We start from the raw sequence: 24,726 nt of genomic DNA on the forward strand, positions 1-24,726 counted from the left end.
TTTTTGTCCGCCTCTTATAGTACCACACGAAAGAAGAAGCCGGATGTTCTCACCCGGCTTTGCTTCCTGCCATATTATTGCAGCTCTTGGCGCAGGAACTGGTCGAAAGCATCTGTCGGAAGCGGCTTGCTGAACAGATAGCCTTGACCGTGGTCGCAGCCATTTTCCTTCAAAGCCGCTACTTGATCATGGAGCTCAATTCCCTCTGCGATGACATTCATATTGAGACTTTGCGCGATCGTGACAATCGCTTTCACAATCGCTTGACTCTCTTGGTTGTGATGAATGTCGCGAATAAATGAGGCGTCAATTTTGATTGTATCGACTGGCAAGCTTTTAATATAACTAAACGAGCTATAGCCTGTTCCAAAATCATCAATCGAAATTTGGATGCCGATGTCCCGAATCTGTTGCAGGACTGCCGTCGCCTCTTCCATTTTGACAAAAATACTCTCCGTAATCTCGAGCTCTAGCCAATCAGGAGACAGATTTGTTTCCCGAAGAATATCCTTGATCATCTCGACCAGATCTTTTTGATAGATCTGTCTCGCTGACAAATTCACAGAGACCTTCAGGGTATATCCTTGATCGTGCCAGATTTTATTTTGTTTGCACGCCTGTTTCAAAATCCATTCCCCAAGCGCCAGAATCATTCCTGTCTCCTCAGCGATAGGAATAAAGCGATTCGGCGGGATGATGCCCAGCTCTGGATGCACCCATCTGACGAGCGCCTCCATGCCTGTCATCGAACTTGTCACAATATCGATTTTGGGCTGGTAGTAAATTTGGAACTGCTCTTGTTCAATGGCTTTCCGCATCTCATTTTCCATCAAAATGCGCTCCAGCGACTTCGCCTCCATCGTTGGATCGAAAAAGTCATAGCCATTCTTCCCACGTGACTTCACTGTATATAAGGCCGTATCGGCCCTTTTCAACAAATCTTCGGGATTGTCCCCATCCTGCGGGTACATGGCGATACCGATGCTGCACGACACGTTGAACACATGACCCTCTAATTCAAACGGCCGCTGTAACTGATTCATGATCTGCTCTGCCAATGCAGTCGCTTCGCTTCGATCTTGTAGATGGTTCTGCATAATCGTAAATTCGTCTCCACCCAACCTGGCCACGACATCTCCTGGCTTGAGGCATGCCTGTAGACGCTTTGATGCTTCGATCAGCAACATATCCCCTACGTCATGACCGAACGAATCGTTCACATCCTTGAAGCGATCCATGTCTAAAAACAACACAGCCAGATTCGATTGGAAACGCTTGGCCTGCATCATTTCCTTGCTGAGCTGTTGGACATACATCCGTCGATTCGGCAGGTCTGTCAACGCATCGTGATAAGCCAAGTGGTGAATCGTCTCTTCGGACTGTTTACGGTCTGTGACGTCACGGGTAACGAGGAGCAGCTTCGTCACATTTCCTTCTTCATCCATGATCGGATTGATTTTGCTTTCTGTCCAGATCACATCGTTTCTTTGGGTGTTAATTCGGCATTCTACCATGTACTCTTTACGCGTAGAGAAGGCATGCTGAATCGCATAAGCAAAAATATCTCGGTCATCCTCTACAATCCACTCGAACAGGTTCAGGATTTCCTCATCAGGAACGGTATGCTCCCATACGCGCTTATGTGACGGTGACAAATAGAGGAATTCCCCATCCAGGTTGATGATGCTGATGATATCCGATGTGTTTTCCGCGATAATGCGATACTTTTCTTCACTCCGCTTGAGCTCGTCTTCCATCTGCTTGCGACATGTGATATCACTGCGAATGGAAAGGTATTGATAGATTTCGCCCTCTTGGTTCTTAAATGGCACGATGGTTGTATCGACCCAATAATAGCTGCCATCTTTGGCGCGATTACGAATTTCCCCCCTCCAGACCTGGCCAGATCGAATGCAAGACCACATTTCTTTAAAAAAGCCTTGCGGATGGTAACCCGAATTAAGAATACGATGGTCTTTTCCAATCAATTCGCTTCGTTCGTATTTGGATATGCGGCAAAATTGCTCATTTGCCCGCAAAATAATCCCCTTATGGTCCGTAATTGCCAAGATCGTGGATTGGTCCAAAGCGTATTTGACATCTGCCAGCTCATTCACAACCATGTTCAGCTCACCATCTTTTTCGCGTAGTAGCCCAGCCCAATCTTGGGGTGTCAGTGAAGATATCATTTGGTTATTCATTTCAATCTCCTGTTTATACTTTCGAATACAGTCAAAAAAAATGATCCTTACAGAAGGATCGTAACGTTCAGAATACAAGTTCGTTCCATTTTACCATGTTTTTCCGAAAGTTCAACGAGAACAGCTGCGGTAGAAACAACATTTTTGCAAACTTCATGAGGTGTCCATACGAAAAAAATGAACCAGTGCACGTAGCCTGGCTCACTTTTTGCAACAATGGGTATGATCGGACTGCTACCCCTTACAAGCGGGCAAGAATACTGCGATTGAGGTCTGTGACAGAATTGCTGCCAGACAGCGCCATCGCGACGTCAAATTCATGGATGAGTGTATCTAACACACTCGCTACGCCTTGCTCTCCGGCAACAGCCAGTCCATACAGGAATGGACGACCAATCAAGATGGCATTGGCACCTAAAGCCATCGCTTTCATGACATCTGCTCCTGTACGCACGCCACTGTCGAGCAAGACAGGTATTTTTCCAGCTACCACCTCGGCAATCGCTGGCAACGCATCCAGCGTAGAAATAGCCCCATCCATCTGCCGCCCACCGTGATTGGAGACGATGATACCATCTACCCCATGCTCTAAAGCAAGTCGCGCATCATCCGGATGCAAAATGCCTTTTACCAAAATCGGCAGACGAGTATGCTCACGCAAAAAGGCGATATCGTTCCAATTCAGCGCTGGATGATAAATGTTTTTCAACACTTCCTCCACTGCATTTTCCGGCGTTACCTCAGGGAGTCTCGAGCAAAAAACAGGGTCTGTCAAGTAATTCGCCAGTCCTCTTCCTTCGCGCAGTGGCGAATACCCGTTGCGGAAGTCTCTGCGCTTCCACCCTAGCATGACGGTATCTACCGTGAGGACAATAGCAGAATAGTCAGACTTTTCCGCTCGTCTGACCATGCTCGCAGAAACCTCTCGATCATTCGACCAATAGAGCTGGAACCAACGATAGGCATCGCCCATCACTTCGGCAATCTGTTCGAGTGAGTGAGCGGAAACTGTACTGGCTACGAACGGCACTCCGGCTGCTGCTGCCGCCTTGGCAGACGCCAGCTCTCCATCGGGATGTGAAATCGTCTGCATGCCTACAGGTGCCAAGAAGATCGGTGTGCGCAACGCTTGATTGTACATCGAAATACCGATGGTGCGACTCGTCACATCCCGCATCATCCGCGGAATGATTGCCCAACGGGAAAAAGCTGTCCGATTTTCTACCAGCGTTTCTTCTGCCCCTGATCCCCCGGCAACATAATCAAATGGCCCATCTGGCAAAACCTCTCGCGCCTTTTTCTCCCAATCCTCAATGGAAATCGGCAGTGCCTGCGTGTCTTTGTTCACACGGGTAAATAAGAGTGATTCTTCATTTGTTTTCGTCATATGGTTTGCTTTCCTTTCTGCGATCGTCTTTCATCTTTTTTATCTCAATTCACATAAATTCGCAATAGTCTTAATCTCTTTTCTATTTTTGAGCTTGTCCATTCTCACACGCGCCTTTTTCAAGGCTACTTTTTATTTTTGCCTTTTCGAGCTTTGCGACGGATTTGTTTCTTTGCTTTTTTTGCCTTCATTCCACGGGTAATGGAACCCACCCATGTGATGGTTTGACTATTTTCATTGATGACCTTTACCACGTTACCACTGTTGTTTCCACCTGAACCAGCAAACGCTTTGGTTACGCTTTTCGGAGAGTTGTTTGCCGTATCGCCAAAGTTGATATTCCCGACATTATTGGTAATCGTCACCGTGCCCACAAAAGTCGGCAAAACTCCTCCCTCCCCGTTGCGTAATGGCTTATTCCCATCATATTCGAACGGTTTGGCGCCCGCTTGGACGATGGTTGAGGGCATTTGTCCGATGTGATCTTGCGAAAAAAAAATCTCCCCGAGTAGACAAATCTACGCGAGGAGAAAGACCTTTTTATTGCGCGGTATAACCGCCGTCGACCAGCAAGCTTGTCCCAGTGACAAAGGAAGCATCATCGCTGGCAAGGAACAGAACAGCCTTGGCAACTTCTTCTGGTTTACCCAAGCGCCCCATCGGATGCAATCCAATCAGGTGCTCGTTTAAGGCTTCATCTCGACCAGCGATCAGCGGCGTGTCAATATAGCCTGGGCAGACCGCATTTACGCGAATCCCTTGCTTCGCATACGTAAGTCCCAGTGTCTGAGTCAGGAGCTTCACGCCACCTTTGGCGGAAGAGTATGCTGTCACACCTGCTTTTCCGGCATGGCTATGGATCGAGCCACAATTGACGATCGCGCCGCCAGTCCCTTGCGCCAGCATTTGCTCGATAACGTATTTATCGCACAAGAACACGCCTGTCAGATTGATATCAATCGTTCTTTGCCAATCATCCATACTCAACAGATGACCTGGTGCGTCTTTCGCGATACCCGCATTGGCAAACAGAATGTCTACCTTTCCGAACTTTTCTACAGTGGCGCTCACCATATTTTTCACTTCGTCTTCTTTCGTTACGTCCGTTTTCACGAACAACGCATCGAAGCCCGCCTGATTGAGCTCTTCCGCCAATTCATTTCCACGTGGGGAGAAGTCAGCAATCACTACTTTTGCCCCTTCATTTGCGAAGAGACGGACGGTTGTCTCTCCGATTCCGCTTGCTCCACCTGTTACGATCGCTACTTTATTTTCGAGTCTCATGGTTAACTCCTCCTATTTTCGAAAATGGTATTCATACCGTTTTATCGTGCTGTTGCGCCGCCATCGATGACGAATTCCGCCCCTGTAACATGGGATGACTCGTCAGAAGCAAGGAACAGCACCATATTGGCTACATCCTCGACAGTACCGAGTCGACCTGTTGGAGCAGCCTGGGCCAACTCTGCTTTGGAATGCTTGGTCGTCTCCGATGCATAGGACACCATGTTTGTATCGATATAGCCAGGGTGAATCGAGTTCACACGCACACCGTGTGCCGCATACTCCATGGCTGCATCCTTGGACATGATGCGAACCGCTCCCTTGCTCGCTCCGTACAAGACGTGACCCGGCGCACCAAAAAGCCCAGCGATGGAAGAAGCATTGATGACAGAACCACCTTGTTGTTTTGCCATGAGTGGCATCACATGCTTCATTCCCAAAAAGACACCCGTGACGTTAATCGCCATGAGACGATTCCATTCCTCCACGGTAATGTCCGCCAGCGGTTTAATGATATAAATGCCTGCATTATTGAACAGGATATCTACTTTGTCGTATTGCTCAACGGTGGTTGCCACTACCTGCTGCCATTGCTCTTCACGGCTTACATCATGCGCAATCGCGATGGCTTCTCCACCCGCATCCTTGATTTCGGCTACCGTCTGAGAGGCACTTTCCAGGTTAATATCGGTAACGACTACTTTCGCACCTTCCTCGGCAAAACGAATCGCTGTTGTTTTCCCGATTCCTGTGCCGCCACCGGAAATGATCGCTACTTTCCCTTCGAGTCTCGCCATTGTAAACGCCTCCATATATGATGTCTTTTGTACCTGATCTCTTGCCTTGCTTTCATTATAGGACTCTTTTATATTTAAAAATATGTAAACATACTTACCCTTCCTTAAGTACGACTAAAGGATGTGACCTTACGAAATGCATCTGGAACAACTGGAATATATCGTAGAAATAGCGAAGGCAGGCTCCCTGACCAAAGCCGCTCAGAACAAGCATGTCACGCTCTCTGCCATCAGCCAGTCGCTCTCCAGTCTGGAAGCAGAGCTAGGCGTTACTCTGTTTACACGTTCGCGCTTAGGAGCTGTACCGACCTCTGAAGGGCGTATCATCATCAAAAAAGCGTTTGAAGCCTTGGGGAAAATCCAGGAGATCTGGGAGGAAGCACAAAACTACACGAACACGTTGACGGGTGAGCTGAGACTCGCCACGATTCCCGGTCCCATGAATCTACTGGTCGATGCCGTCGCGAGCTTTAAGAAAGATTATCCTCACATCCGTACCGAAATTGCAGAAAAAGGCACGCAGGAAATATTAGAGGACATTCTTCATGACAAGCTGGACATTGGGCTGGTCATTATCCATGAGAACCTGCTCAAAAAGAGCGAGGGCCTCGGTTTGGTGTTCGAACAGTTGCTAGAGGGAAAAATGGTCGCTGGTGTAGGCAAAAACTCGCCCCTTGCCTATCAAGATTCCGTTACGCCCGAAGAGCTTCGCAAGCAATCCTTTGTCCTGTATAACGACGACTATGTCAAATGGTTCGTAGAGGATTTTGCCGCTACGTACGGTCCTGTCGACATACTGTTCACCACAAACAACACAGAAGCCCTCCGCAATGCGATCCGGCAAAATCTCGCTGTTACAATCGGACTGGACTACTCTTTTGTTCATGAACCACATTTGCAAGACTCCGACTCGCGAACCCTTGATTTGGATATCCCTTATCAACAACCTATTTATTATGGCTGGGTCCGCTCTGCGGAACGGCATTACTCCCGCATTTCCATGAACTTTATCAATCGACTCCAATACGATTTGAAAAGCAAGAAATACTCCCCGCTTCCTTAGTAAACAAAAAGGCTGCCGCATTATTTTCGCGGACAGCCTTTTTCCATGCATTCCTATTGCGCTGGAGCAAGGAATGTCTGTTTATTCTTACCATCAATAATGAGAGCCGATCTAGCCTTCACCACTTGATTCTCGTACGTGAAATCTTTCTGTGAGAAATTGGCGATCACTTGCAAATCATCCCCATAAACTGCCTTTTGCACGAGTCTGTCTTCAGACAACACGCGATAATCGGTCATCTCTTGCTGCACTGCTTTTTTATGGAAGGGAGACCACACCTTCAGATAGTTCATGATCAACTCTTGTTCAGCATCCCACATCTTTCTATCCACATGATAGAGGGGCGGAACATTGTAGAGCAGTTCTTTGAGCATGCGAGTACCGACTTCTCCCTTGATCTTCAGGCTACCCCACTCCCAATGATGGCTTGTAATCACCGAGTTATTGTACACCAGTTTGTATAGCGGCAAGGAGTACGCTGGATCAATGTACACATGCTGGTACTCTTCCTTGATCGGAACCTGCTTCTTGTAACGCTCTGGAATCTCACCCGCTGGGGACCAATAACCTCCCACATAATACGGGCTTTGCTTGTTTTTTCGCATATCTGGATCTGCCCATTTGATGACAGGCGTCTCAATCCCGTGGGCAAAAGCAATGCTTCTACTAGCGAAATCGTTGCCCGTCTCAGAGCCAACGACCAATTTCTTTTCATCACGAATGTAGTCCATACGCGCAAGCTTCGCCTTCATATCCTGCGCTTCTGTCGTCGTGTGCTCAGGCGAATAATCATCGTTGAAATCCCCTGCTGCATCCACATCAATAAACCACGAGTTAAAAGCGACATCGTTACTCATGATTTCATCCATGCGCTGCTTCACACTTGGCAGCGATAAGGTTGGATTCAGCAATCTGCCACGTTGCAGAAAACCACCCTTCTTTTCTCCATTTTTCTTCGTGATTGTCGCATTCTCATACAAGCTCTTATCCTCGAAAATAGCCGTATTCCAATCCTGATTTTCTTCCTTATGAATGGAATGGTACGAGTCGTAGCTGGCGATCAAATAGCCTGTATCATTCGCCTGTTGAATGAATGCTGGCTTCATGTAAGCGGCAGTCCAGTCCGGCAAGCCGATCCATGCATTCGTAATTCCGGCTGCTTTCATGTCCCTGAGCAGATCAGTAGAATCCGCATTGCCCCACTTTTCTACCGGTGGAACGGCATCCTGCAATACACTTTTCAGCAGTCGTTTGTTCAAGTCGTACAGTTGTGCTTCCGTCAGCTTGTCGGTCCCTTTTCCGATGAGTTCTTTTGTCTTCTCATCGACGTTCGTAAATAGCTTCGGATTGTAAAACTCACGCGAGCGCAACGCATAGTTGAACCCGCTGATGATCGCTCTCTTCTGGTAGTCCGCGACGTAATCCTGTTTTTGAATCTCGCGGAATTGCTGGATGCTCTCTTTTCCATCCTCGCTGCTTTGCAAGAACTGCTCCATCCATCCGATGAAGTTCGCGTCCAGTTTAGTTTTCAATGCACGCCATTTTACATCCTCAGCAGTCAGGAAGCTCTTGTTCCACAAATAAAAATGAGGAGCTCCGTACAGCTTTTCCACATCCGGGTTGGCTTTCGCTTTTTCAGCAAGCGTTAACAGTTCTCCCTTTTCCTTTATATAATCCTTGTACACGCCTGCAATGCTGACTGGATCATTGTCTGTTACATACAAGCGGAATCCGTAGGTCTTGTCTGAATTAATCGTTGGGAACTCATGCGAGAACGTGAAGGAAATCGTCGGATCGACTGCAAAATCGACTGTACTGTTAAACAAGTTGTCCACCACGTACATGAGCGCATACTTGTTCTTATTGACAGCAAAAAAGCGCATGGAGAATGACTCCGCGAAAGTAAGACTCTCCTCTTTGAAAAAGGACTGCCACTCTCTGTCGTCGGCAGGAATCCACTTGCCTTCCCCTAAAGGCAGCATATAGCTAGGTCCTTTCACGGTAGGCCAGGAAAAGCTCTCTGTCCCTGTCGAGGTCAGGGTGATTTGCAAATGATCCTCTTTCTTTTGAAGCGAGACATCCAGCTTATCGTCTGGATAGCTCCAGGTAATCTCCTGCTCACCTTTTTGTACATTCGCTACCTTACGCGCTGGCATGGGCTCAGAAGCACTTTCCTTCACTCCGTCTTTCTCGACAAATACTTCGAAGGTCTCCGGCTTCACATCAAAAGTAAAATCTGCGTGTTGCTTCGTCTGCACTTGCCCGTTAGCATGGTTGCTCTCACAACCAACTACTACTTGGAGCATGAGGGCGAACACGATGAGTAAAATCGCTTTTCTTTTCATGAAATCCTCCTAGATCGAATAACTATGTATATCGTAATACGATGTACACATACATAAAAAGCCATCGAAAACCTTGTCCAAGGTCACCTTACAACTCGGCGACCTCGGTCCATGAGGCTTCTTCGACTTATGTTGCTTTTACGAGGGTGTAGCGGACAAATCGTCATCGAAGCGAATGCTTTTCCTACGCCTGTGGATCATGGCTGCTCCTAATCGAAACATTCCATAACCAATCAGTCCCCCGATTACATTCAGCAGCAGATCATCGACATCAAAGCTTCCTAATGCAAGAAAAAGCTGCAACGTTTCAATGATAAGACTGGCGGACAATGTGAGAAAAAACACGCGATGCATGTTTTGAAAGGACAAGAATAAAAGCGGCAAAAACAATCCCAACGGCAAAAAAATAAGGATATTCCCTATCAAGTTATACATCACCGTACCGAAGCTGTAATGATCATAATGGAAGACGTAATCCACCAAGGTTTGAAATGGCTTCGTATTTTGAAAAAGATGCGTATATTGCGGGACACCGTATTCGATCATCCTCTGCTTCCATTCCACTGTAAAAGCTCTGCGCCGGAAGCGATCAGGCGACAATAACAAGAGATAGCTGGAGATCGCTACATACAAGAAAAACAACGTCATGAGCCATTTGCGGAAGTATTTATCAATGAGCGGCATCGATTCAGACAGTTCCCGGCTGATTGCCCCCGTAGGCCCAAATCGTTGAATGGTCAGAGAGACGGCCTGCTGTTCCTCGTAGCCTTCTTCAACCAACTCACTCTTCATGCTCCTTAAATGATCCATCAGCTCATCTTTGACATCCTGCTTTTCCCATCTGGAACACGGCAAACGACTGACAACCCGCTCTGCGTACTCTTCCAGCTTCATTCGCTTACTCACTTCCCTCATTGACGAGCGTAATGAGTCTGCTCAAGCTCTGCCAATCCTTCATCTTGTCTTGAAGAAGTCCCTGGCCAGTCTTGGTAATCCGATAATATTTGCGGCGTCCGCCTTCGTTGGCTTCCCCCCAGTAAGACTCCACTGCCTTTTGCGTCTCCAGTCGCTTTAGGGCAGGGTATAATGTGCCTTCACCGATTTCATACAGCTCATCGCTTTTATCGCGAATCTTCTTGGCTAACTCATAGCCGTACTGATCTTTCTGTGCGATCAGCGAGAGAAGCAATAGATCGATGCTTCCTTTCAACAACTCCTTGTTCACAAAAGCATCTCCTCCCCGTGACATGCCTAGAGATTATCACACTATACCTCGTGATACAAGGTAGTTCACCAAGGAAATTTGCGAAAAGAAGTTTTGGTGCTATGTAATTATTGACAATAACAAAATAGGTAATATAGACTATATTCGACAACATTTTTCATGAGTCTACATACTTTCGGATGATCATCCCTTTCTATACACAATCAGATTATAGGCCCATAGAACGAAGCAAAAAGAAAATTTTCACTTTTTTGGAGCAGGTTCCTTTTCATTCGTGACTTCATTCTCTCTAACAGGAGGCACTTACATGCTTGCCGACTTTCCGATGATCGTTCTGAATACGGTTCTCTTAGCCTATTTTGCAATTGGTGTGCTATTTTTGTATTCCGAATCTAAATTTTTGCGTAAAATGAAGACTCGTAGAAATAGATAAGCAGATTTTTAGATAAAGGAGTTTGCACGTACATTGAGATCTTTTTTCCGCCAATTTCTGCCACGTCAGAATCAACCCCAAGAAATTACCTACAAGGAACTGGAATCGAAATTGATCAAAGCTGCTCGCTACGATCTGTCTTCAAGCCACCTCTACATCCGTTTTCACGATGGACGAGAGGTCGTTTACTGTCGGGTCACTCCTTACGCTTACAATGCGTTTTTAAATGCTGACTCGTTCAGTGATCATTTTCATTCGTTCATCAGCCAACGGTACTTGAACTATCAGGTGATGTAGCCTGTCTATACAAAATGCCCTCAATCTGTCTTCTCGACACTGAGGGCATTTGTTGTTGATCTTCCTATTTTAATGCACGATGCAAAAAAGATTTGGTCCGCTCAAATTTAGCGTTTGTAAACAATTGCTCAGGTGTCCCCGACTCTACGAATTCCCCGTTGTCCATAAACATGATTTGGTTCGCCACCTCGCGTGCGAATCCCATCTCATGCGTCACAACCATCATCGTCATATGCTCCTGGGCAAGCTGCTTGATGACTTGCAGGACCTCACCCGTCAGTTCTGGATCGAGCGCAGACGTAGGCTCGTCAAACAACAATATTTGCGGATTCATCATCAGTGCTCTGGCGATCGCCACACGCTGCTTCTGTCCACCTGAGAGCTTCGCCGGATACGCGTCTGCCTTATCAGACAGGCCGACCTTTTCCAAGAGATCTGCACTCTTTCTGTGGATGTCCTGGGGCGCCTCACCTTTGACTACGCGTGGTGCAATCTCCAGATTTTCTTTTACTGTGAGATGAGGAAACAGATTAAAATGCTGAAAGACCATGCCCATTCTCGATGTGATCTGCTTGATTTCCTGGTTACTGGCATAAACGCCGTCCTTCACCAAATAATCATCCTGCACACGAATGCTGCCACCATTCACCTGCTCCAGATTGACCAAGCTGCGTAGCATCGTGCTTTTGCCGGAGCCAGAAGGCCCGATTACTGCCACGACTTCGTTCTTTTTCACCGAAAACGAGACATCTCGCAAAACTTCCTGATTACCAAACGATTTCTTTAGATTCGATACTTGAATGATTTCCATATTGCGCCAGCCCTTTATTCGAATTTGAATCTTTTCTCTAGCCACTTAAAAAACAACGTCAACAATAGCGTCATCAACAAATAAATGATTCCCGCAATAAAAAACGGAACGATGGTAAAATCGCGATTCACAGCCGTTTGTGCAAAGTGAAGCAATTCTGGGACGGCAACCGCATAGAGCAGCGCTGTGTCTTTTACGAGAGTAATGGATTCATTTGCGACAGCAGGTAAAGCCACGCGAAACATTTGCGGCAAAATAATCTTGTTGGTTGTCTGCCATTTGCTAAAGCCGAGGACCTGTGCCGCCTCGTACTGTCCTTTGTCGATCGACAGCAGTCCTCCACGGAAAATCTCCGCGAAATACGCTGCGTAGTTCAGCACGAAGCCGAGGCATGCAGCTACGAATCGATCCATAACCAAGTATTCTCCGATCACTGGCAAGAGGGGGAGGCCAAAGACAAAAAACAATAGCTGTAATAATAGAGGCGTTCCACGCATGACATACACATAGGTGTGCGCGAACCAAGACAGACCTTTGTTGCTGCTATTCGCCATTAAGGTAATGAGAAATCCCAATGGGATCGCTGCCAGAATAGCGATGAAGAACAGTAACACCGTCATCTGCGCCCCTTCTAGCATAGGCACGGTAATGGAGATAATATAGTCTAAGCTCATCTGGTATGCTCCTAATCCTTATAATAAAGCGTGGCTTCGCCAATCATTCGGCGAAGCCATCGTATCTTCCGTTTATTTCAACACGCGATTTTCGCCAAACCATTTTTCCGATATTTTAGCTGCTGTTCCATCCTGATTCATGGTATCCAAGGCTTTTTGCAGTTCGTTCAATAACGCCTCGTTCCCTTTTTTGACGCCCACTCCATACTCCTCAGGTGCAAGTGATTCTTCCAACAGCTTAAAGGTTCCAGATTCTTTTGCCATGTAGTAATCGGCTACAATCTGGTCGATGACAACTGCTTCCACGCGACCAATCTTCATATCGCTCAATGCCAGTACATTATCAGGATACTCTGTAATTGATTTGACCTGATTTTTCATGTCACTTGCATTGACAGCGTCAGCTGCGGAAGACAGCTTTTGCAAACCAATTCCTTTACCGGCCAAGTCTGACAGCTTGGTCAAGTTGCTATTTGCCATCGTAACAACTACTTGCGCGTTTTTCAGATAAGGCTTGGTAAAGAGAACCTTCTCTTTTCTCTCATCTGTAATCGTATATCCATTCCAGATCAAGTCGATACGACCGCTATTTAGTTCAGATTCTTTTGCGCTCCAATCGATAGGTTGAAACTCGACTTGTTTGCCCATCTTTTCGCCGGCTGCACGCGCATAATCAATATCAAAACCGACTAGCTCATTTTTCTCATCCCGGAATCCCATTGGTGCAAACTTATCATCAACTCCGATAATCAGCTTGTTCGCGTCAGCGCCAGTCTTTGCGCTGGAACAGCCCACTACCAATGAAACCATCGCACTCAATAACAATGACATCCATGCTATTTTCTTCATCGTGATGATCCCCCTCGTTTTCCCTACTCTATATTTTACTCTGATAAAGTGGTAATACGTTAACAAGGTATCATGATAGCACATTAGCAAGGAATAGTCGATACTTTAGTAAACAAAAGCACCTTAGAAATATACGCCAAATGAATGAGTAAAATGCCCGACTAGCAGATGCACGTCTTTTTCTTTTTTCCGACACTCCCGCGTTCCTCTATCTTTTTGATATACTCCGTAGCCAACGGAACCTTGCACGCTGTCTGTCCGACGTCCACATGCACTTTGCCAATTTCTGTGGCCACTTCCAACGCTTCCTGATGAAGTTCCGGTACATATGCTCCTACTGAAATAACGAATTGATTCATGGTGTACCGTACGCGATTTTGTTCCTGGTGAATCGTCTCCTTCACTCTCATAAGGAGCCGCTTGATTTCTTCTTTATCTAGCTGTTCATCGGGAATAATCGACAAGTAGTTCGAATACGTATTCCACCCACATGTGGCTACCATCTCTTCTTTTGACTCGATCCATTCTCGTGCCAACTCCATGGCAAAAGGGCTCTCAGCGGCTACACTCGCAACCGTATATTCGGCGGGCGCGTACCAAGACGCTTCCTTGACCCAAGCCTGCAGCCGCTCTTTTGTCATGCTCTTTGGGTCAACCGTCAATCCTGCCAAGTACATGGCGTCGTAGTTTCCCGTATCGTACAGCGCCTGGACGAGCTGCTGATCACGCTTTACCTCCTTGACCAGCTTTTTCATATCGCCGACTCGCACGCCAAACAAAGGCTCTTTCGCCCCATGCCGCAATAACGTTTTTTTCGTCTGCTCTGTCCCCATCGCTTCGAGCTTCTGCATGACTTCTTCCAGCGTCATCTTGCCACCCTCCTTTTTCTTCTATTAAATAGGATAACCAGCAGCGCTACCTCCAACACGAAAAAGCCCTCCACATTCAAAGGAGAGCTTTTTCGTATCGGAGCTTGACGCCCTTTTCCTATCCTTACGCCTGATTGCGTACTTTGATATACGAAACATTTCTGACGTTGATGACAACATCATCATACTGGAGCCATCCGTCGCTTTGATTAGCGACCATTTGAATGATCTCTTCCGGTTCCGTCGATTCGATGCTAATCGTTTCACCGCCTCCGGAAAAGTAAAATTGAATCACTTTTACTTCCTTCATAAAATCCCCTCCTATTCCTTCTAGTTATCGGATAGTTGGAAAATTTTTGTTACGGGTGATTTTTATGTATACTTTTGTTGCAGCTATTCCGTTTTGAATGTCTATCATTTCAGTGAAAAGGGGTTTGGTGAAAATGCCGGATTCGGTACACACGAGAAAAGGAGCAGTTAAAGCCTCGCTCATCCCTGAAAATGTATTAGCACTCCTTTATGCTGGAGAATTAGAAAGCGTCAATTTGACTGAATGGCAGGCTGTGGATCATATTCATCTGTTACGAAGCGTTCTGCCTCATGTTCAATTAGATGCGCATGTCTCTCCACTTGTTGATCAATTAGAAGAAACGGGATCTACGAGCGGAATGAAGGCTATCCGTCTGATTGGACAAGAACTACTTGCGATCTTACACAAATCGGGTGAACCCATAGCTACGTCTCCCGTTTTCCTATCGTTGGCTACCCACAAGTCAGACAGTGTACGTTGTTGGAGTGCCTATATCATTGGCTTGGACAACACCTTATCGGTCGAAGAAAAACTAAGGCAAATAAGAAAATTTGCGGCAAATCATCATTTTGGAGTGAGAGAGATCGCATGGATGGCGATTCGAGATTCTCTCGTGCATGAACTGAACCATTCCATTCAACTTCTGAGCGAATGGGTACTAGATACCGACGAAAATATTCGCCGCTTTGCGGTAGAGGCCACACGCCCACGAGGTGTCTGGTGTAAACATATTGACGCATTGAAAAATGAGCCTGCTCGCTGCCTGCCTTTGCTCACGCCAGTGAAGTCAGATCCATCTAAATATGTTCAAGATTCTGTAGGGAATTGGTTGAACGATGCGAGTAAATCACAACCAAGCTGGGTGATACAGCTTTGTGACGAGTGGCTAAGCATCTCTGATTCAAAGGAAACGAAAAGAATTGTAACCAAAGCGAAAAGAACCATCCTGAAGACCCAAACCGAAAAGAAATGATGAACCGAATCACATATTTATCCCAATTTTATTTGTTGAATTCATTATCCGAGGAAAGTTTGCGCTTAATCGATCAATTAACCTCCTTAACCCCTTTCCCCAAAAATACGTGCACTCAAACACCAGAAACTTTTTCAGAGGGCTTCTACTTCATCAAAGAGGGGAAAGTACGTTTATATAAAGTAAATCGGGATGGTCGGCAGTTTACATTTGATATCCTTGGGGAAGGCAATGTGTTTGGAGAAGTGGATTTGCTCTCATTAGGTACACGGGAGATGTATATAGAAACCATCGAAGACTGCCTCATTTGTAAAATGAGCAAAGCAAAATTTGAGAGCTACATAATCGAACACCCGCAACTGATGATGAAGATCATGAGGCTCATTAGCGATAGAATGGTTTCGATCAGCCAAGCAGCCGAAAATCTTGCCCTTCTCCCTTTACAAGATCGCATTATTTCCACGTTAGTAAGGCTTGCCGACCAATTTGGCAATCCTAACAGTTCTGCGTTTCAACAAATTGAGTTACCTCTTTCCCATCAAGAGCTCGCCCATTTTGTCGGGGCATCCAGGGAAGCTGTGACGGTAGCATTACGTGCTTTAGCAAGAGAAGAACTAATTCAAACAGGCTTTAAAACCATTTCCATTCATCGGGACAACATTTTAAAGAAGATGTAATCCAGTTTACATCTTTCCCTCCAAAAGAAAGATATCGTAAAGCTATGGCTTCTACTATTCTTTCGAAAAAGAGGGGAACGACATATGGATAAACCACATTTTCAGAGCCTGCGCGAAGAGCTAGATTATACAACCATTCAAATAGCAGACTTCCTCACTCGTGAAGTAACAGATTCATTTACAAGATCAATCGAGGAGCTGAGGATCTCTGGACAGGCAAAGGGCTTACCGATTGGTTCGATGGCGCCTGATTTCACATTGAACGATCACACTGGCAAGACCATTACCTTGTCGGAAGAAATCGTAAAGGGTCCCATCGTCCTCACGTTTTTCCGTGGATCATGGTGCCCCTACTGCAATTTGGAGCTGCAAGCATACCAAAAACAGATCGATACGATAGCCTCTCTGGGTGCCCAATTGTTTGCCATTAGCCCACAATCTCCTGCACACTCTCTTACTATGCAAGAGAAAAACGGACTGAGCTTTCCCGTGTTATGCGATACCAATAACCAGGTAGCAGAAAAATATAAACTCAAATTCAGACTGCCTGATTCTTTACAGGATACCTACCGATCATTGGATATTGATCTCAAGCATTTTAATAGTGACGATTCTTGGACGCTCCCCATTCCTGCTACTTATATCCTCGACAACCAGAGCGTAATCCGGTTAGCATGCTTAGATCCAGATTACAAAAAGCGAATGGAGCCAACTGAAGTTTTAGACATTCTGCGTACCCTAACCTAACGCCTATATAACGAAGAACCAGTTGATACCACAACTGGTTTTTTGTACGTCTAAGCTTTATAAACAATTAGTTTCTTTTCCCTACCAAAACTTGACAAAGATATATCTTTTGGCTTATATTTTGCATGATTATATCTAGCAAAATTCGACACACTTTTACAAGTTTTGCTAAAAAATGCAAAAGGCAAAGTCATCGAAAGGTGGCGACGCAAAACCACGGGTCTACAGTCTTTGACCATGATAGCCGGGTTGCCATCATCTTGAGACCATTTTTTTTGATGTTGGTAGCTTCGGTTGTTCCATTTCAATGGAACGGCCTTTTTTTGTGTTTCGTTTTTTGAAAGGAGGATGAAAGCACTTTCATTTTCGTAACGGATGGAAAAACATAACTTTTGAGACGTCAAACATACACAACACGGTAATCAGAAAATGATGGAGTGGGGAAGTTATGTACAAACAAGTAGAAACCGTACAAGAGTTAGCAAAATTTCATGAAATCAAAGAAACAGTATGGACAAGCATGGGCTTCGAGATGGAGTACGCGAAAGAAGGCTCCGCACAATTCCTCTTAATTGCCGAAGACGGTGAAGCAGGTGGAACATTTGAAATGACGCCCTTTTCCGAATCAAATGCTTATATGAAATCACTTTTTCAGGATGTTGTTACAGAAGATATGAAAGTAATGGAGGTAGACAGTCTTGCTGTTTTGCCGAAATACCGTGGACAACTAGGGCAAAAAGGAATTTGCTTGATGATAGATTACGCTGAAAAGCATGATTATACCCACGCAATTGGGGTAGCAGATCCGACTTTTTTTTCGTTCATTAACAAGAAGTATCAAGTAAAAGCGACTCAAACCAAAGATATCGTCTTTTACAAAGGGGCCGATGCTATTCCGACCCTCTTTCATCTAAAAGATGTCTATGACAATAAGCACGATCCGAAATATTCCTGGTACAATTCGTCGTCATCCAACCAAGTAAAAGTCGAGGTAGGTGGGTAACATGGATAACATTGATAACATTGATCTATTGAGAAGAAGAAACAATTGGGTCGTAATCGTATTTGCAAGTATTATTACGGTTGTTCAGGTCTTAAACCTTTTTCTAGGCGTATCGTACACATTCGTTTTCACGATACTGGGTATTTTGTATGGTGTGCTGGCACCTTTTACTTACATCTCCAATCGCCCGAGCTTCCGTGAAAAAGCAGCGCCCTTCATGAAGTTTTTCAACTTCGCCGTAATCGGGATCTTCATGTTCATCGTAGTTGGACTAGACCCGCATATGATCAATATCATGACCATTATGTTCTTTGTAGCAGTCATGGGGATTTATCAAGACCGACTCATCAATATTTTGACGATTGTATCGACATTGGGTATTGTCTCTTACTACTTCCTGACACAGAGAGAAACGATTTTCCATTCGACTAACAATCTTGATCTGATGTACTTCCTGCTTACCTTCTGCTTCGTCTCTGTCACGAGCATGATGCATGCTGTATTCAATAACAAGCTGCAAGAGGAAAGTGAGCAACAAAAGCAAGAAGCGATTGCCTCGAAGGAATCTTTGCAACGTGTTCTGGATCAAATCAATGAATCACTCACCTCTATGCAAGACTATCAAGAGAATTTGAACCAGGTGACGGACGGCGTGAATGTTCGAGCAGTCGAAACCGTCGCTTCCCTGCAAGACATTATGGAGTCCTTTACGGTCCAGACCAGCAATACGGACGAGCTGCGTCGGGAAATGAGCTCGACGAATCTGCAAGTTGAGGATATGACTCGCTCTGTTACAGAGATGCATGAGTACGTAGAATCGACCAAAGAAGCCACTAGCGAGAGCGGCAAACGCATTGGCAACATCGGCAATGACTTTGAACGATTCATCACGGACATCCAAGGTACGAACCAACTGATTCAAGAGCTCAATAAAGAAACCGAATCGATTGGGAAAATCATTCAAACCATTTCCGAGATTTCTGCACAAACCAATCTGTTGGCACTCAATGCCACGATTGAAGCGTCTCGCGCAGGCGAACACGGCCGAGGATTTGCTGTCGTAGCAGATGAAGTACGCAAGCTGGCTGAATCCTCCAAGCTATCCTCTGAGTCGATCTCGAGCCTGCTGATGACCATTCGCGAAAAAATGAAGCTGGTATCGGATATGATTTCCGAGTCACAGACTTCTTTTGAGAAAAATAGCGAGGGCATCCTCGAAGTGCAAGAAATGTTCACCAATGTAGACAACTACATGCAAAACTTTGCGGATAAAACGAAAAACCTGCAAGAGTTCATCATCCATGTTCACAGCATGATTCAGGAAGTCGGCGCAAAAGTAGAAGTCAACGCAGATATTACCGACAAGAACAAAGAGAGCCTGGAAGAAGTGCTTGTTCTCGTTTCTGAGCAAAAAGACGAAGTCGTTAAGGTTTCTGGCGGCTTTGAAAAAATCGAACAACAGATGCGTGGTCTCCATATGTAACCTTCCTGCAACCGCCTTTCACGGGCGGTTGTTTTCTTTTCTCATTTTGTAACTGAATAGATATATAATGTAAATATTCTGATATTTATGTTCTTTTACAATGAAAGGAGGCACATCATTGATGGATGCACGAATCGAAACAAAAACGATTCAAACAGATCGATTGCTTGTTTCCCACCTGACAGCAGGCGTACCGGAAGGAGAACCGCTTCTCCTCATTCACGGCAATGCATCAGCCAACTTGTTCTGGGATGATACCATTGCGGCTCTATGTGACCAGTACCGTGTGTATGCACCTGATATGCGTGGCTATGGAGCAAGTGAAGCATTGCCTATCGATGCAACACGCGGTTTGCGAGACTGGTCGGATGACCTTCATTCGTTTATTCGGGCATTGGACTTGCCAACACCTATCCATCTTGCCGGCTGGTCTTTGGGTGGAGGGATCGTGATGCAGTTTGCCATCGATCACCCGCAGGAAGTCCGCTCCCTGATTCTAATCGCCCCCATGTCCCCTTACGGCTTTGGTGGAACCAAGGATATAGCTGGCACCCCTTGCTACAGCAGCTTTTCAGGCTCGGGTGGAGGAGCCGTCAACTCCGAGTTGGTTAAAAGGATAGCAGCCAAAGATATGAGTAATGAATCTCCCTCCAGTCCTCGCAATGTCATGAATCAGCTTTATTTCAAGCCCCCGTTCCAAGTCGGCCCAGAGCAGGAAGACCGTTATGTGAGCGCGATACTCTCTACGAGAACGGGAGAAGACTTTTACCCTGGTGCTTTTGAATACGTAAACGATTGGCCCGGTGTTGCTCCTGGGACGACAGGGATTACGAATGCGATTTCTCCCAAATACGTAAATTTGTCCGGTATTGTCCAGATTGAGCCGAAGTGTCCGATTTTATGGATTCGCGGTGCGGATGATGCCATTATCTCGGATCAGTCACTTGCTGATTTCGGTACGCTGGGCAAGCTTGGCTATGTCCCCGGATGGCCAGGGGAAGACGACTATCCCCCGCAGCCAATGGTCTCCCAAATTCGTGACGTGCTCGAACAGTATCAACGCGCTGGGGGTTCCTATCAGGAGATTGTCATGGAACATGTGGGGCATGCTCCACACATCGAGAAAGCAGCGGAGTTTATAGAGCTCATTCGAAAAACCGTCAGGGCATGACCCTGACGGTTTTCTTTTGCGAATCATTGGTTCCGCCGATAGCTGCATCCCCGTCCAATTTTGACCAGATTGGGTGAACATCCAATCAGCCTTACTCGTGAGAATGCCATTACATTACTTTTAGCCTCGATCGCTTTAGAAGAATTGGGGCTCGGTCATATCGTCAATGCGGAAGCAGAAAAGATTCAGTATGCACTCGGAACGATGCCAGGATTTACTCAGCCTGTATCGCTCAGTGATTTATTACTACTGAATACGAGTGTTCAAAATATGCTACAGACAGTCATTCAAAAAGAGATGCTGCTCTGCGATACTCTAACGAGAATACTAGACTCCGAAGTTTCTACAGGGTCAACTGGATTAACCGGACCACCCATATGTAAACAGGGCTATTTCGGCGTATCTTTCTCCGCTTTCGATACCTTCAAATTAAATTCTCTTTCCTGTTCCTCGATAATCGCTCGATCCTCTGCATTATCTCTCACTACTTTTTGCGTCAAAATCGATCCAACTGCTACCAGAAGCATACATGCGATATAATACCCCTTTTCGTGCAGCTGAAGACCTGTTGCATTGTATAAACCGATGGAAAATAGCAGTACACCTGCGCCCAATGTAAAGTATGCCAAGAAAGTGAAGGCTCCCGTGTTGCGCATCCGATGCTTTTGTGGATACATAGTAACATCCCTCACATTTTGTTCATGTGGCTCATGCAAGCAAATATAAGTCAACCGGACGATTTCTCGCCCGGTTGCCTCTATGATTACTTCACAGCTTCCTTCTTGCCAAAGAAAGTACGCAATGCCTTATATACCTCGCCCTTTTCCCGAATGACACAATGCATGAATTTCGGCTCTTTGATGTGGCGATATGCTGACATGAGGGTTGAATGACGATTATACTGATTCACTTCGCCATAGCCGAACATGTTGCATCTCTCCATGAGCTCTTTTACCAGCTTTACGCAACGCTCATTGTCAGACGTGAGGTTGTCGCCATCGGAAAAATGGAACGGGTAAATGTTGTACTGCGATGTTGGGTAGCGGCTATCGATGATCTCCAACGCTTTCTTGTAGGCAGAGGAGCAGATCGTCCCCCCGCTTTCCCCTTTCGAGAAAAAGGTGTCCTCCGTTACTTCCTTCGCATCCGTATGATGGGCAATGAAGACGATCTCGACTTTTTCGTACTTGGTGCGCAGAAAACGTACCATCCAGAAGAAGAAGCTGCGGGCGATATACTTTTCAAACACGCCCATCGATCCGGAAGTATCCATCATCGCAATAATGACAGCATTGGAATGTGGCTTGATGATCTCTTCCCACGTCTTGAAGCGCAGGTCATCATCGGTGATCCCCAGCTCCATATCACTGTAGCCTGCCAGCGCATTTCGGCGGATGGCTGCGATCAGCGTACGTTTTTTATCAATGTTGCCCATCAAGCCTTTTTTCCTGACATCATTGAACCGAGTCTCTTCCACGACGATTTGTTCCTCGTCTTTTTGTTGAAGGTTCGGCAGCTCCAGCTCGGCGAAAAGCATCTCCTGCAATTCTTCTACGCTGATTTCAGCCTCGTAGTAGTCTACACCTGGCTGATCACCCGCTCCCTGACCTTTTCCTGGCCCTTGTGCCGGATCGCCGTCACGGGCTACGACATCGCCTACTTTACTATTTCCTTTACCTTGACCGCCATGTTTTCCCTTTTGGAAGTTAAAACGCAATCGGTATTCATCCAGGGAGCGAATAGGGATCTTAATAACTTCCCGACCATTCGACATGATGATGTTTTCTTCGCTGACGAGATCGGGCAGATTTTTTTTGATCGCTTCTTTCACTTTTTCCTGGTGTCGATTTTGGTCCTGGTACCCTTTGCGGTGCAGCGACCAGTCTTCCCGGGAGACAATGAACGATGATTCATCTTTCATGCCGTCTCCTCCTAGCAACTGGCGCAATCTGCGCCGAATATGACGTGCTCCTCATGTCGCCAAAGTTCCGTCATCTGTTCAACAGGCTACCCACATAGCGCAGCAGCTCATTTGCGCAAACTGGGCAATATTGATGCTCTTCGATAAGACGCTTGGTGACCTCATTAATCTTCTTGAGCTGATGCTCATCTGGTGTTTTGTTCGAGGTCGTAATCTTGACGACATCCTTCAGATCGGCAAACAGCTTCTTCTCGATAGCTTCCCGCAGACGATCATGCGTGCTGTAGTCAAAACGCTTCCCTTTACGCGCATAGGCCGAGATACGGATGAGAATTTCTTCACGGAAGGCCCGCTTGGCATTTTCTGAGATGCCGATTTGCTCCTCGATAGAACGCATCAGGCGCTCATCTGGATCCATCTCCTCACCTGTAACGGGGTCACGGATTTTGTTCATGTTGCAATAAGCTTCCACATTGTCCAAATAGTTATCCATGAGCGTTTTTGCCGACTCTTCGTAGCTGTAGACAAACGCCTTCTGCACTTCTTTTTTCGCCAGCTCGTCGTATTCCTTGCGCGCGATAGAGATGAAGTTCATATACCTCTCCCGCTGCTCCTTGGTGATGGATGGATGCTGGTCAAAGCCTTCTTTTAGTGCCCGGAGAATATCAAGCGCATTGATGCACTCGGTGTCGCGGCGGATCAGTGCACTGGAGATACGGTTGATGACATAACGCGGATCAATACCGGACATTCCTTCATCGGAATGCTCGTTACGCAGCTCTTCCAGATCGGCTCCCTTGAAGCCTTCCACCGATTCACCGTCATACAGCCGCATCTTTTTCAGCAAGTCGGCCCCTTGCTTTTTCGATTCTTTCAGGCGGGTCATAATGGAAAAGACTGCTGCTGACCGGAGCGCATGCGGTGCAATATGCACATGCCCCAAGTCGGATTGCTTGATTAATTTTGCGTATATTTTTTCTTCGTCACTGACACGCAGATTATACGGCATCGGCATGACGATAATCCGAGATTGCAGTGCCTCATTTTTCTTATTCGCAATAAAAGCCTTGTACTCCGATTCATTCGTATGCGCAACAATCAGCTCATCTGCAGAAATGAGGGCAAAACGACCTGCCTTGAAGTTCCCTTCCTGTGTCAGCGACAGGAGATGCCACAAAAATTTCTCGTCGCATTTCAACATTTCCTGGAATTCCATCAATCCGCGATTGGCTTTGTTCAGCTCCCCATCAAAACGATACGCACGCGGGTCGGACTCAGAGCCGTACTTCGTAATCGTCGAAAAGTCGATGCTCCCCGTCAAATCAGCAATATCCTGTGACTTCGGATCGGAAGGGCTAAATGTACCGATCCCGACACGATTGGCTTCGGAAAACAAAATCCGGTGAACAGGGAAATCTTCGATGCACCCTCCGAATTCGTTCTCCAACCTCATCCGGTTATAGGGCGTCAATTCCCCTTCAATCTTGATTCCCAGCTCTTCTTCTACCTCTGGACGCAGCTCGTGCGGGATAAGATGAAGAGGTTCTTCGTGCATGGGGCAACCATCAAGTGCAAAGATCGCTCCGTCTTCCGTCCGAGAATACTCTTCCAGTCCTCGCTTGAGCATCGTTACGAGCGTAGACTTACCGCCACTGACAGGTCCCATCAAAAGCAAGATGCGTTTGCGAACATCCAGACGACGTGCAGCCGAGTGGAAATATTCCTCCACTAGGCGCTCAACAGAACGATCCAATCCGAAGATTTCTCGACTAAAAAATTGATACGAACGTGAGCCGTCCTCGTTCTCTTCAACCCCCGCGCTTTTAATCATGTTGTAGACGCGTGAGTGCGCCGTCTGGGCTATTTGCGGATTTTTACGAACCAGTTGCAAATATTCGGCGAATGTTCCTCTCCACATCAGGTTTTCTTCGCGGGCCCGGTGCTCAGCGATCCGTTTTAAAATGTCCATGTTCGACACTCCTCCCTCTTAAGCCCTCTCTCTTCCCAACGACAATGTACTCTCATGTATATGTCCGCCTGCGGTCACGCATTCACGTGCAAGCCGTTTTCTCCGGTTGCCAACAGGCTCTTACAGCCTTTACATATGTGTATGCGAGACATCTGCACAAGTTTCAGCAATCTTCCCATAAAAAATCCGTCACATTGCTTTTTAACAGCTTGGAAGATTACGGAATTGTAAGGTTTA

At 46.3% G+C, this 24,726-nt stretch carries 24 protein-coding genes, 1 pseudogene and 1 riboswitch; of the genes and pseudogenes, 9 read left to right on the forward strand and 16 right to left on the reverse strand.

Annotated features, from left to right (window positions below; genetic code table 11):
* Nucleotides 1-74 precede the first annotated feature (74 nt).
* The 5 genes from ACFVS2_RS23680 to ACFVS2_RS23700 form a co-directional block, all read right to left on the reverse strand.
* Nucleotides 75-2,201, reverse strand: a complete 2,127-nt coding sequence (locus ACFVS2_RS23680; protein WP_390238257.1) for a bifunctional diguanylate cyclase/phosphodiesterase — start codon at nucleotides 2,199-2,201, stop codon at nucleotides 75-77.
* A 241-nt stretch (nucleotides 2,202-2,442) separates the two neighbouring features.
* A complete protein-coding gene (locus ACFVS2_RS23685) occupies nucleotides 2,443-3,588 on the reverse strand; it encodes an alpha-hydroxy-acid oxidizing protein (protein WP_390238259.1) in 1,146 nt (381 codons plus the stop codon).
* Nucleotides 3,589-3,713: 125 nt separating this feature from the next.
* A complete protein-coding gene (locus ACFVS2_RS23690; protein WP_390238262.1) occupies nucleotides 3,714-3,974 on the reverse strand; it encodes a spore germination protein in 261 nt (86 codons plus the stop codon).
* Nucleotides 3,975-4,128: 154 nt separating this feature from the next.
* Nucleotides 4,129-4,872: an SDR family NAD(P)-dependent oxidoreductase gene (locus tag ACFVS2_RS23695; RefSeq protein ID WP_173621027.1), complete on the reverse strand. Its 744-nt coding sequence runs from the start codon at nucleotides 4,870-4,872 to the stop codon at nucleotides 4,129-4,131.
* A 41-nt stretch (nucleotides 4,873-4,913) separates the two neighbouring features.
* On the reverse strand, nucleotides 4,914-5,669 hold the full coding sequence (locus tag ACFVS2_RS23700) for an SDR family NAD(P)-dependent oxidoreductase (protein ID WP_390238265.1): 756 nt from the start codon (nucleotides 5,667-5,669) through the stop codon (nucleotides 4,914-4,916).
* A 136-nt stretch (nucleotides 5,670-5,805) separates the two neighbouring features.
* Here ACFVS2_RS23700 and ACFVS2_RS23705 point away from each other — a divergent pair, with 136 nt between their 5' ends.
* Nucleotides 5,806-6,732 (forward strand): LysR family transcriptional regulator, encoded by a 927-nt coding sequence (locus ACFVS2_RS23705; protein ID WP_390238267.1) that lies wholly within the window; start codon nucleotides 5,806-5,808, stop codon nucleotides 6,730-6,732.
* 53 nt (nucleotides 6,733-6,785) lie between these two features.
* On the opposite strand, the gene ACFVS2_RS23710 is transcribed toward ACFVS2_RS23705, so the two are convergent.
* The 3 genes from ACFVS2_RS23710 to ACFVS2_RS23720 all read right to left on the reverse strand — a co-directional run bounded on the left by ACFVS2_RS23710 (nucleotide 6,786) and on the right by ACFVS2_RS23720 (nucleotide 10,302).
* Nucleotides 6,786-9,077, reverse strand: coding sequence for a glycoside hydrolase (locus tag ACFVS2_RS23710; protein WP_390238270.1), 2,292 nt, complete (start codon nucleotides 9,075-9,077; stop codon nucleotides 6,786-6,788).
* 138 nt (nucleotides 9,078-9,215) lie between these two features.
* Nucleotides 9,216-9,971 (reverse strand): VanZ family protein, encoded by a 756-nt coding sequence (locus ACFVS2_RS23715; protein ID WP_390238273.1) that lies wholly within the window; start codon nucleotides 9,969-9,971, stop codon nucleotides 9,216-9,218.
* A gap of 4 nt (nucleotides 9,972-9,975) precedes the next feature.
* Nucleotides 9,976-10,302, reverse strand: a complete 327-nt coding sequence (locus ACFVS2_RS23720) for a PadR family transcriptional regulator (protein ID WP_173621031.1) — start codon at nucleotides 10,300-10,302, stop codon at nucleotides 9,976-9,978.
* Between the two features lie 466 nt (nucleotides 10,303-10,768).
* Between ACFVS2_RS23720 and ACFVS2_RS23725 the strand changes: the two genes are divergently transcribed.
* Nucleotides 10,769-11,032 (forward strand): KTSC domain-containing protein, encoded by a 264-nt coding sequence (locus ACFVS2_RS23725; protein WP_390238276.1) that lies wholly within the window; start codon nucleotides 10,769-10,771, stop codon nucleotides 11,030-11,032.
* 64 nt (nucleotides 11,033-11,096) lie between these two features.
* On the opposite strand, the gene ACFVS2_RS23730 is transcribed toward ACFVS2_RS23725, so the two are convergent.
* From ACFVS2_RS23730 to ACFVS2_RS23750, 5 genes are all read right to left on the reverse strand, one after another.
* Complete coding sequence (locus ACFVS2_RS23730) at nucleotides 11,097-11,843, reverse strand: amino acid ABC transporter ATP-binding protein (RefSeq protein ID WP_390238279.1); 747 nt, start codon at nucleotides 11,841-11,843, stop codon at nucleotides 11,097-11,099.
* Nucleotides 11,844-11,857: 14 nt separating this feature from the next.
* Nucleotides 11,858-12,517 carry an amino acid ABC transporter permease gene (locus tag ACFVS2_RS23735; protein ID WP_390238281.1) on the reverse strand — a complete coding sequence of 220 codons (660 nt, stop codon included), beginning with the start codon at nucleotides 12,515-12,517 and terminating at the stop codon, nucleotides 11,858-11,860.
* A gap of 72 nt (nucleotides 12,518-12,589) precedes the next feature.
* Nucleotides 12,590-13,366, reverse strand: a complete 777-nt coding sequence (locus tag ACFVS2_RS23740) for an amino acid ABC transporter substrate-binding protein (RefSeq protein ID WP_390238283.1) — start codon at nucleotides 13,364-13,366, stop codon at nucleotides 12,590-12,592.
* A gap of 161 nt (nucleotides 13,367-13,527) precedes the next feature.
* The gene (locus ACFVS2_RS23745) at nucleotides 13,528-14,235 is read right to left on the reverse strand and encodes a DNA alkylation repair protein (protein ID WP_173621034.1); all 708 of its coding nucleotides are present in this window, start codon (nucleotides 14,233-14,235) and stop codon (nucleotides 13,528-13,530) included.
* A gap of 124 nt (nucleotides 14,236-14,359) precedes the next feature.
* Nucleotides 14,360-14,545: a hypothetical protein gene (locus ACFVS2_RS23750; RefSeq protein ID WP_173621035.1), complete on the reverse strand. Its 186-nt coding sequence runs from the start codon at nucleotides 14,543-14,545 to the stop codon at nucleotides 14,360-14,362.
* Between the two features lie 133 nt (nucleotides 14,546-14,678).
* Here ACFVS2_RS23750 and ACFVS2_RS23755 point away from each other — a divergent pair, with 133 nt between their 5' ends.
* From ACFVS2_RS23755 to ACFVS2_RS34610, 7 genes and pseudogenes are all read left to right on the forward strand, one after another.
* Entirely contained in the window at nucleotides 14,679-15,518 is an 840-nt protein-coding gene (locus ACFVS2_RS23755) for a DNA alkylation repair protein (RefSeq protein ID WP_390238286.1), read from the forward strand.
* Complete coding sequence (locus tag ACFVS2_RS23760) at nucleotides 15,518-16,195, forward strand: Crp/Fnr family transcriptional regulator (RefSeq protein WP_390238289.1); 678 nt, start codon at nucleotides 15,518-15,520, stop codon at nucleotides 16,193-16,195. Before ACFVS2_RS23755 ends, ACFVS2_RS23760 begins: the two co-directional genes overlap by 1 nt.
* An 84-nt stretch (nucleotides 16,196-16,279) precedes the next feature.
* Nucleotides 16,280-16,942, forward strand: a complete 663-nt coding sequence (locus ACFVS2_RS23765; RefSeq protein ID WP_390238292.1) for a peroxiredoxin-like family protein — start codon at nucleotides 16,280-16,282, stop codon at nucleotides 16,940-16,942.
* Between the two features lie 173 nt (nucleotides 16,943-17,115).
* Nucleotides 17,116-17,199: riboswitch (cyclic di-GMP riboswitch) on the forward strand.
* A gap of 191 nt (nucleotides 17,200-17,390) precedes the next feature.
* The gene (locus ACFVS2_RS23770; RefSeq protein ID WP_390238294.1) at nucleotides 17,391-17,945 is read left to right on the forward strand and encodes an N-acetyltransferase; all 555 of its coding nucleotides are present in this window, start codon (nucleotides 17,391-17,393) and stop codon (nucleotides 17,943-17,945) included.
* Complete coding sequence (locus ACFVS2_RS23775; protein ID WP_390238296.1) at nucleotides 17,938-19,428, forward strand: methyl-accepting chemotaxis protein; 1,491 nt, start codon at nucleotides 17,938-17,940, stop codon at nucleotides 19,426-19,428. Before ACFVS2_RS23770 ends, ACFVS2_RS23775 begins: the two co-directional genes overlap by 8 nt.
* Before the next feature lie 121 nt (nucleotides 19,429-19,549).
* Nucleotides 19,550-20,599: an alpha/beta hydrolase gene (locus tag ACFVS2_RS23780; RefSeq protein WP_390238299.1), complete on the forward strand. Its 1,050-nt coding sequence runs from the start codon at nucleotides 19,550-19,552 to the stop codon at nucleotides 20,597-20,599.
* Between the two features lie 69 nt (nucleotides 20,600-20,668).
* A pseudogene (locus ACFVS2_RS34610) lies at nucleotides 20,669-20,920 on the forward strand (alpha-helical endospore appendage domain-containing protein); the annotation flags it as partial.
* Between the two features lie 68 nt (nucleotides 20,921-20,988).
* Here the strand turns inward: ACFVS2_RS34610 and ACFVS2_RS23785 are convergent.
* The 3 genes from ACFVS2_RS23785 to ACFVS2_RS23795 all read right to left on the reverse strand — a co-directional run bounded on the left by ACFVS2_RS23785 (nucleotide 20,989) and on the right by ACFVS2_RS23795 (nucleotide 24,489).
* Nucleotides 20,989-21,276, reverse strand: a complete 288-nt coding sequence (locus ACFVS2_RS23785) for a YiaA/YiaB family inner membrane protein (protein WP_106655951.1) — start codon at nucleotides 21,274-21,276, stop codon at nucleotides 20,989-20,991.
* 86 nt (nucleotides 21,277-21,362) lie between these two features.
* Nucleotides 21,363-22,520: a sporulation protein YhbH gene (gene yhbH / locus ACFVS2_RS23790; protein WP_017251936.1), complete on the reverse strand. Its 1,158-nt coding sequence runs from the start codon at nucleotides 22,518-22,520 to the stop codon at nucleotides 21,363-21,365.
* Between the two features lie 70 nt (nucleotides 22,521-22,590).
* Nucleotides 22,591-24,489 carry a PrkA family serine protein kinase gene (locus ACFVS2_RS23795; RefSeq protein WP_173621041.1) on the reverse strand — a complete coding sequence of 633 codons (1,899 nt, stop codon included), beginning with the start codon at nucleotides 24,487-24,489 and terminating at the stop codon, nucleotides 22,591-22,593.
* Nucleotides 24,490-24,726 lie beyond the last annotated feature (237 nt).

The sequence above is a fragment of the Brevibacillus sp. NPDC058079 genome (assembly GCF_042885155.1).
In the GTDB taxonomy this organism is placed as follows: Bacteria; Bacillota; Bacilli; order Brevibacillales; family Brevibacillaceae; genus Brevibacillus.

What these genes read in the sequence shown, in the direction of transcription:
- ACFVS2_RS23680 (WP_390238257.1), bottom strand. Translation starts at nt 2,201, where the DNA reads ATGAATAACCAAATGATATCTTCACTGACACCCCAAGATTGGGCTGGG.
- ACFVS2_RS23685 (WP_390238259.1), bottom strand. Translation starts at nt 3,588, where the DNA reads ATGACGAAAACAAATGAAGAATCACTCTTATTTACCCGTGTGAACAAA.
- ACFVS2_RS23695 (WP_173621027.1), bottom strand. Translation starts at nt 4,872, where the DNA reads ATGAGACTCGAAAATAAAGTAGCGATCGTAACAGGTGGAGCAAGCGGA.
- ACFVS2_RS23700 (WP_390238265.1), bottom strand. Translation starts at nt 5,669, where the DNA reads ATGGCGAGACTCGAAGGGAAAGTAGCGATCATTTCCGGTGGCGGCACA.
- ACFVS2_RS23705 (WP_390238267.1), top strand. Translation starts at nt 5,806, where the DNA reads ATGCATCTGGAACAACTGGAATATATCGTAGAAATAGCGAAGGCAGGC.
- ACFVS2_RS23710 (WP_390238270.1), bottom strand. Translation starts at nt 9,077, where the DNA reads ATGAAAAGAAAAGCGATTTTACTCATCGTGTTCGCCCTCATGCTCCAA.
- ACFVS2_RS23715 (WP_390238273.1), bottom strand. Translation starts at nt 9,971, where the DNA reads ATGAAGCTGGAAGAGTACGCAGAGCGGGTTGTCAGTCGTTTGCCGTGT.
- ACFVS2_RS23730 (WP_390238279.1), bottom strand. Translation starts at nt 11,843, where the DNA reads ATGGAAATCATTCAAGTATCGAATCTAAAGAAATCGTTTGGTAATCAG.
- ACFVS2_RS23735 (WP_390238281.1), bottom strand. Translation starts at nt 12,517, where the DNA reads ATGAGCTTAGACTATATTATCTCCATTACCGTGCCTATGCTAGAAGGG.
- ACFVS2_RS23740 (WP_390238283.1), bottom strand. Translation starts at nt 13,366, where the DNA reads ATGAAGAAAATAGCATGGATGTCATTGTTATTGAGTGCGATGGTTTCA.
- ACFVS2_RS23745 (WP_173621034.1), bottom strand. Translation starts at nt 14,235, where the DNA reads ATGACGCTGGAAGAAGTCATGCAGAAGCTCGAAGCGATGGGGACAGAG.
- ACFVS2_RS23750 (WP_173621035.1), bottom strand. Translation starts at nt 14,545, where the DNA reads ATGAAGGAAGTAAAAGTGATTCAATTTTACTTTTCCGGAGGCGGTGAA.
- ACFVS2_RS23755 (WP_390238286.1), top strand. Translation starts at nt 14,679, where the DNA reads ATGCCGGATTCGGTACACACGAGAAAAGGAGCAGTTAAAGCCTCGCTC.
- ACFVS2_RS23760 (WP_390238289.1), top strand. Translation starts at nt 15,518, where the DNA reads ATGAACCGAATCACATATTTATCCCAATTTTATTTGTTGAATTCATTA.
- ACFVS2_RS23765 (WP_390238292.1), top strand. Translation starts at nt 16,280, where the DNA reads ATGGATAAACCACATTTTCAGAGCCTGCGCGAAGAGCTAGATTATACA.
- ACFVS2_RS23770 (WP_390238294.1), top strand. Translation starts at nt 17,391, where the DNA reads ATGTACAAACAAGTAGAAACCGTACAAGAGTTAGCAAAATTTCATGAA.
- ACFVS2_RS23780 (WP_390238299.1), top strand. Translation starts at nt 19,550, where the DNA reads ATGGATGCACGAATCGAAACAAAAACGATTCAAACAGATCGATTGCTT.
- ACFVS2_RS23785 (WP_106655951.1), bottom strand. Translation starts at nt 21,276, where the DNA reads ATGTATCCACAAAAGCATCGGATGCGCAACACGGGAGCCTTCACTTTC.
- yhbH (WP_017251936.1), bottom strand. Translation starts at nt 22,520, where the DNA reads ATGAAAGATGAATCATCGTTCATTGTCTCCCGGGAAGACTGGTCGCTG.
- ACFVS2_RS23795 (WP_173621041.1), bottom strand. Translation starts at nt 24,489, where the DNA reads ATGGACATTTTAAAACGGATCGCTGAGCACCGGGCCCGCGAAGAAAAC.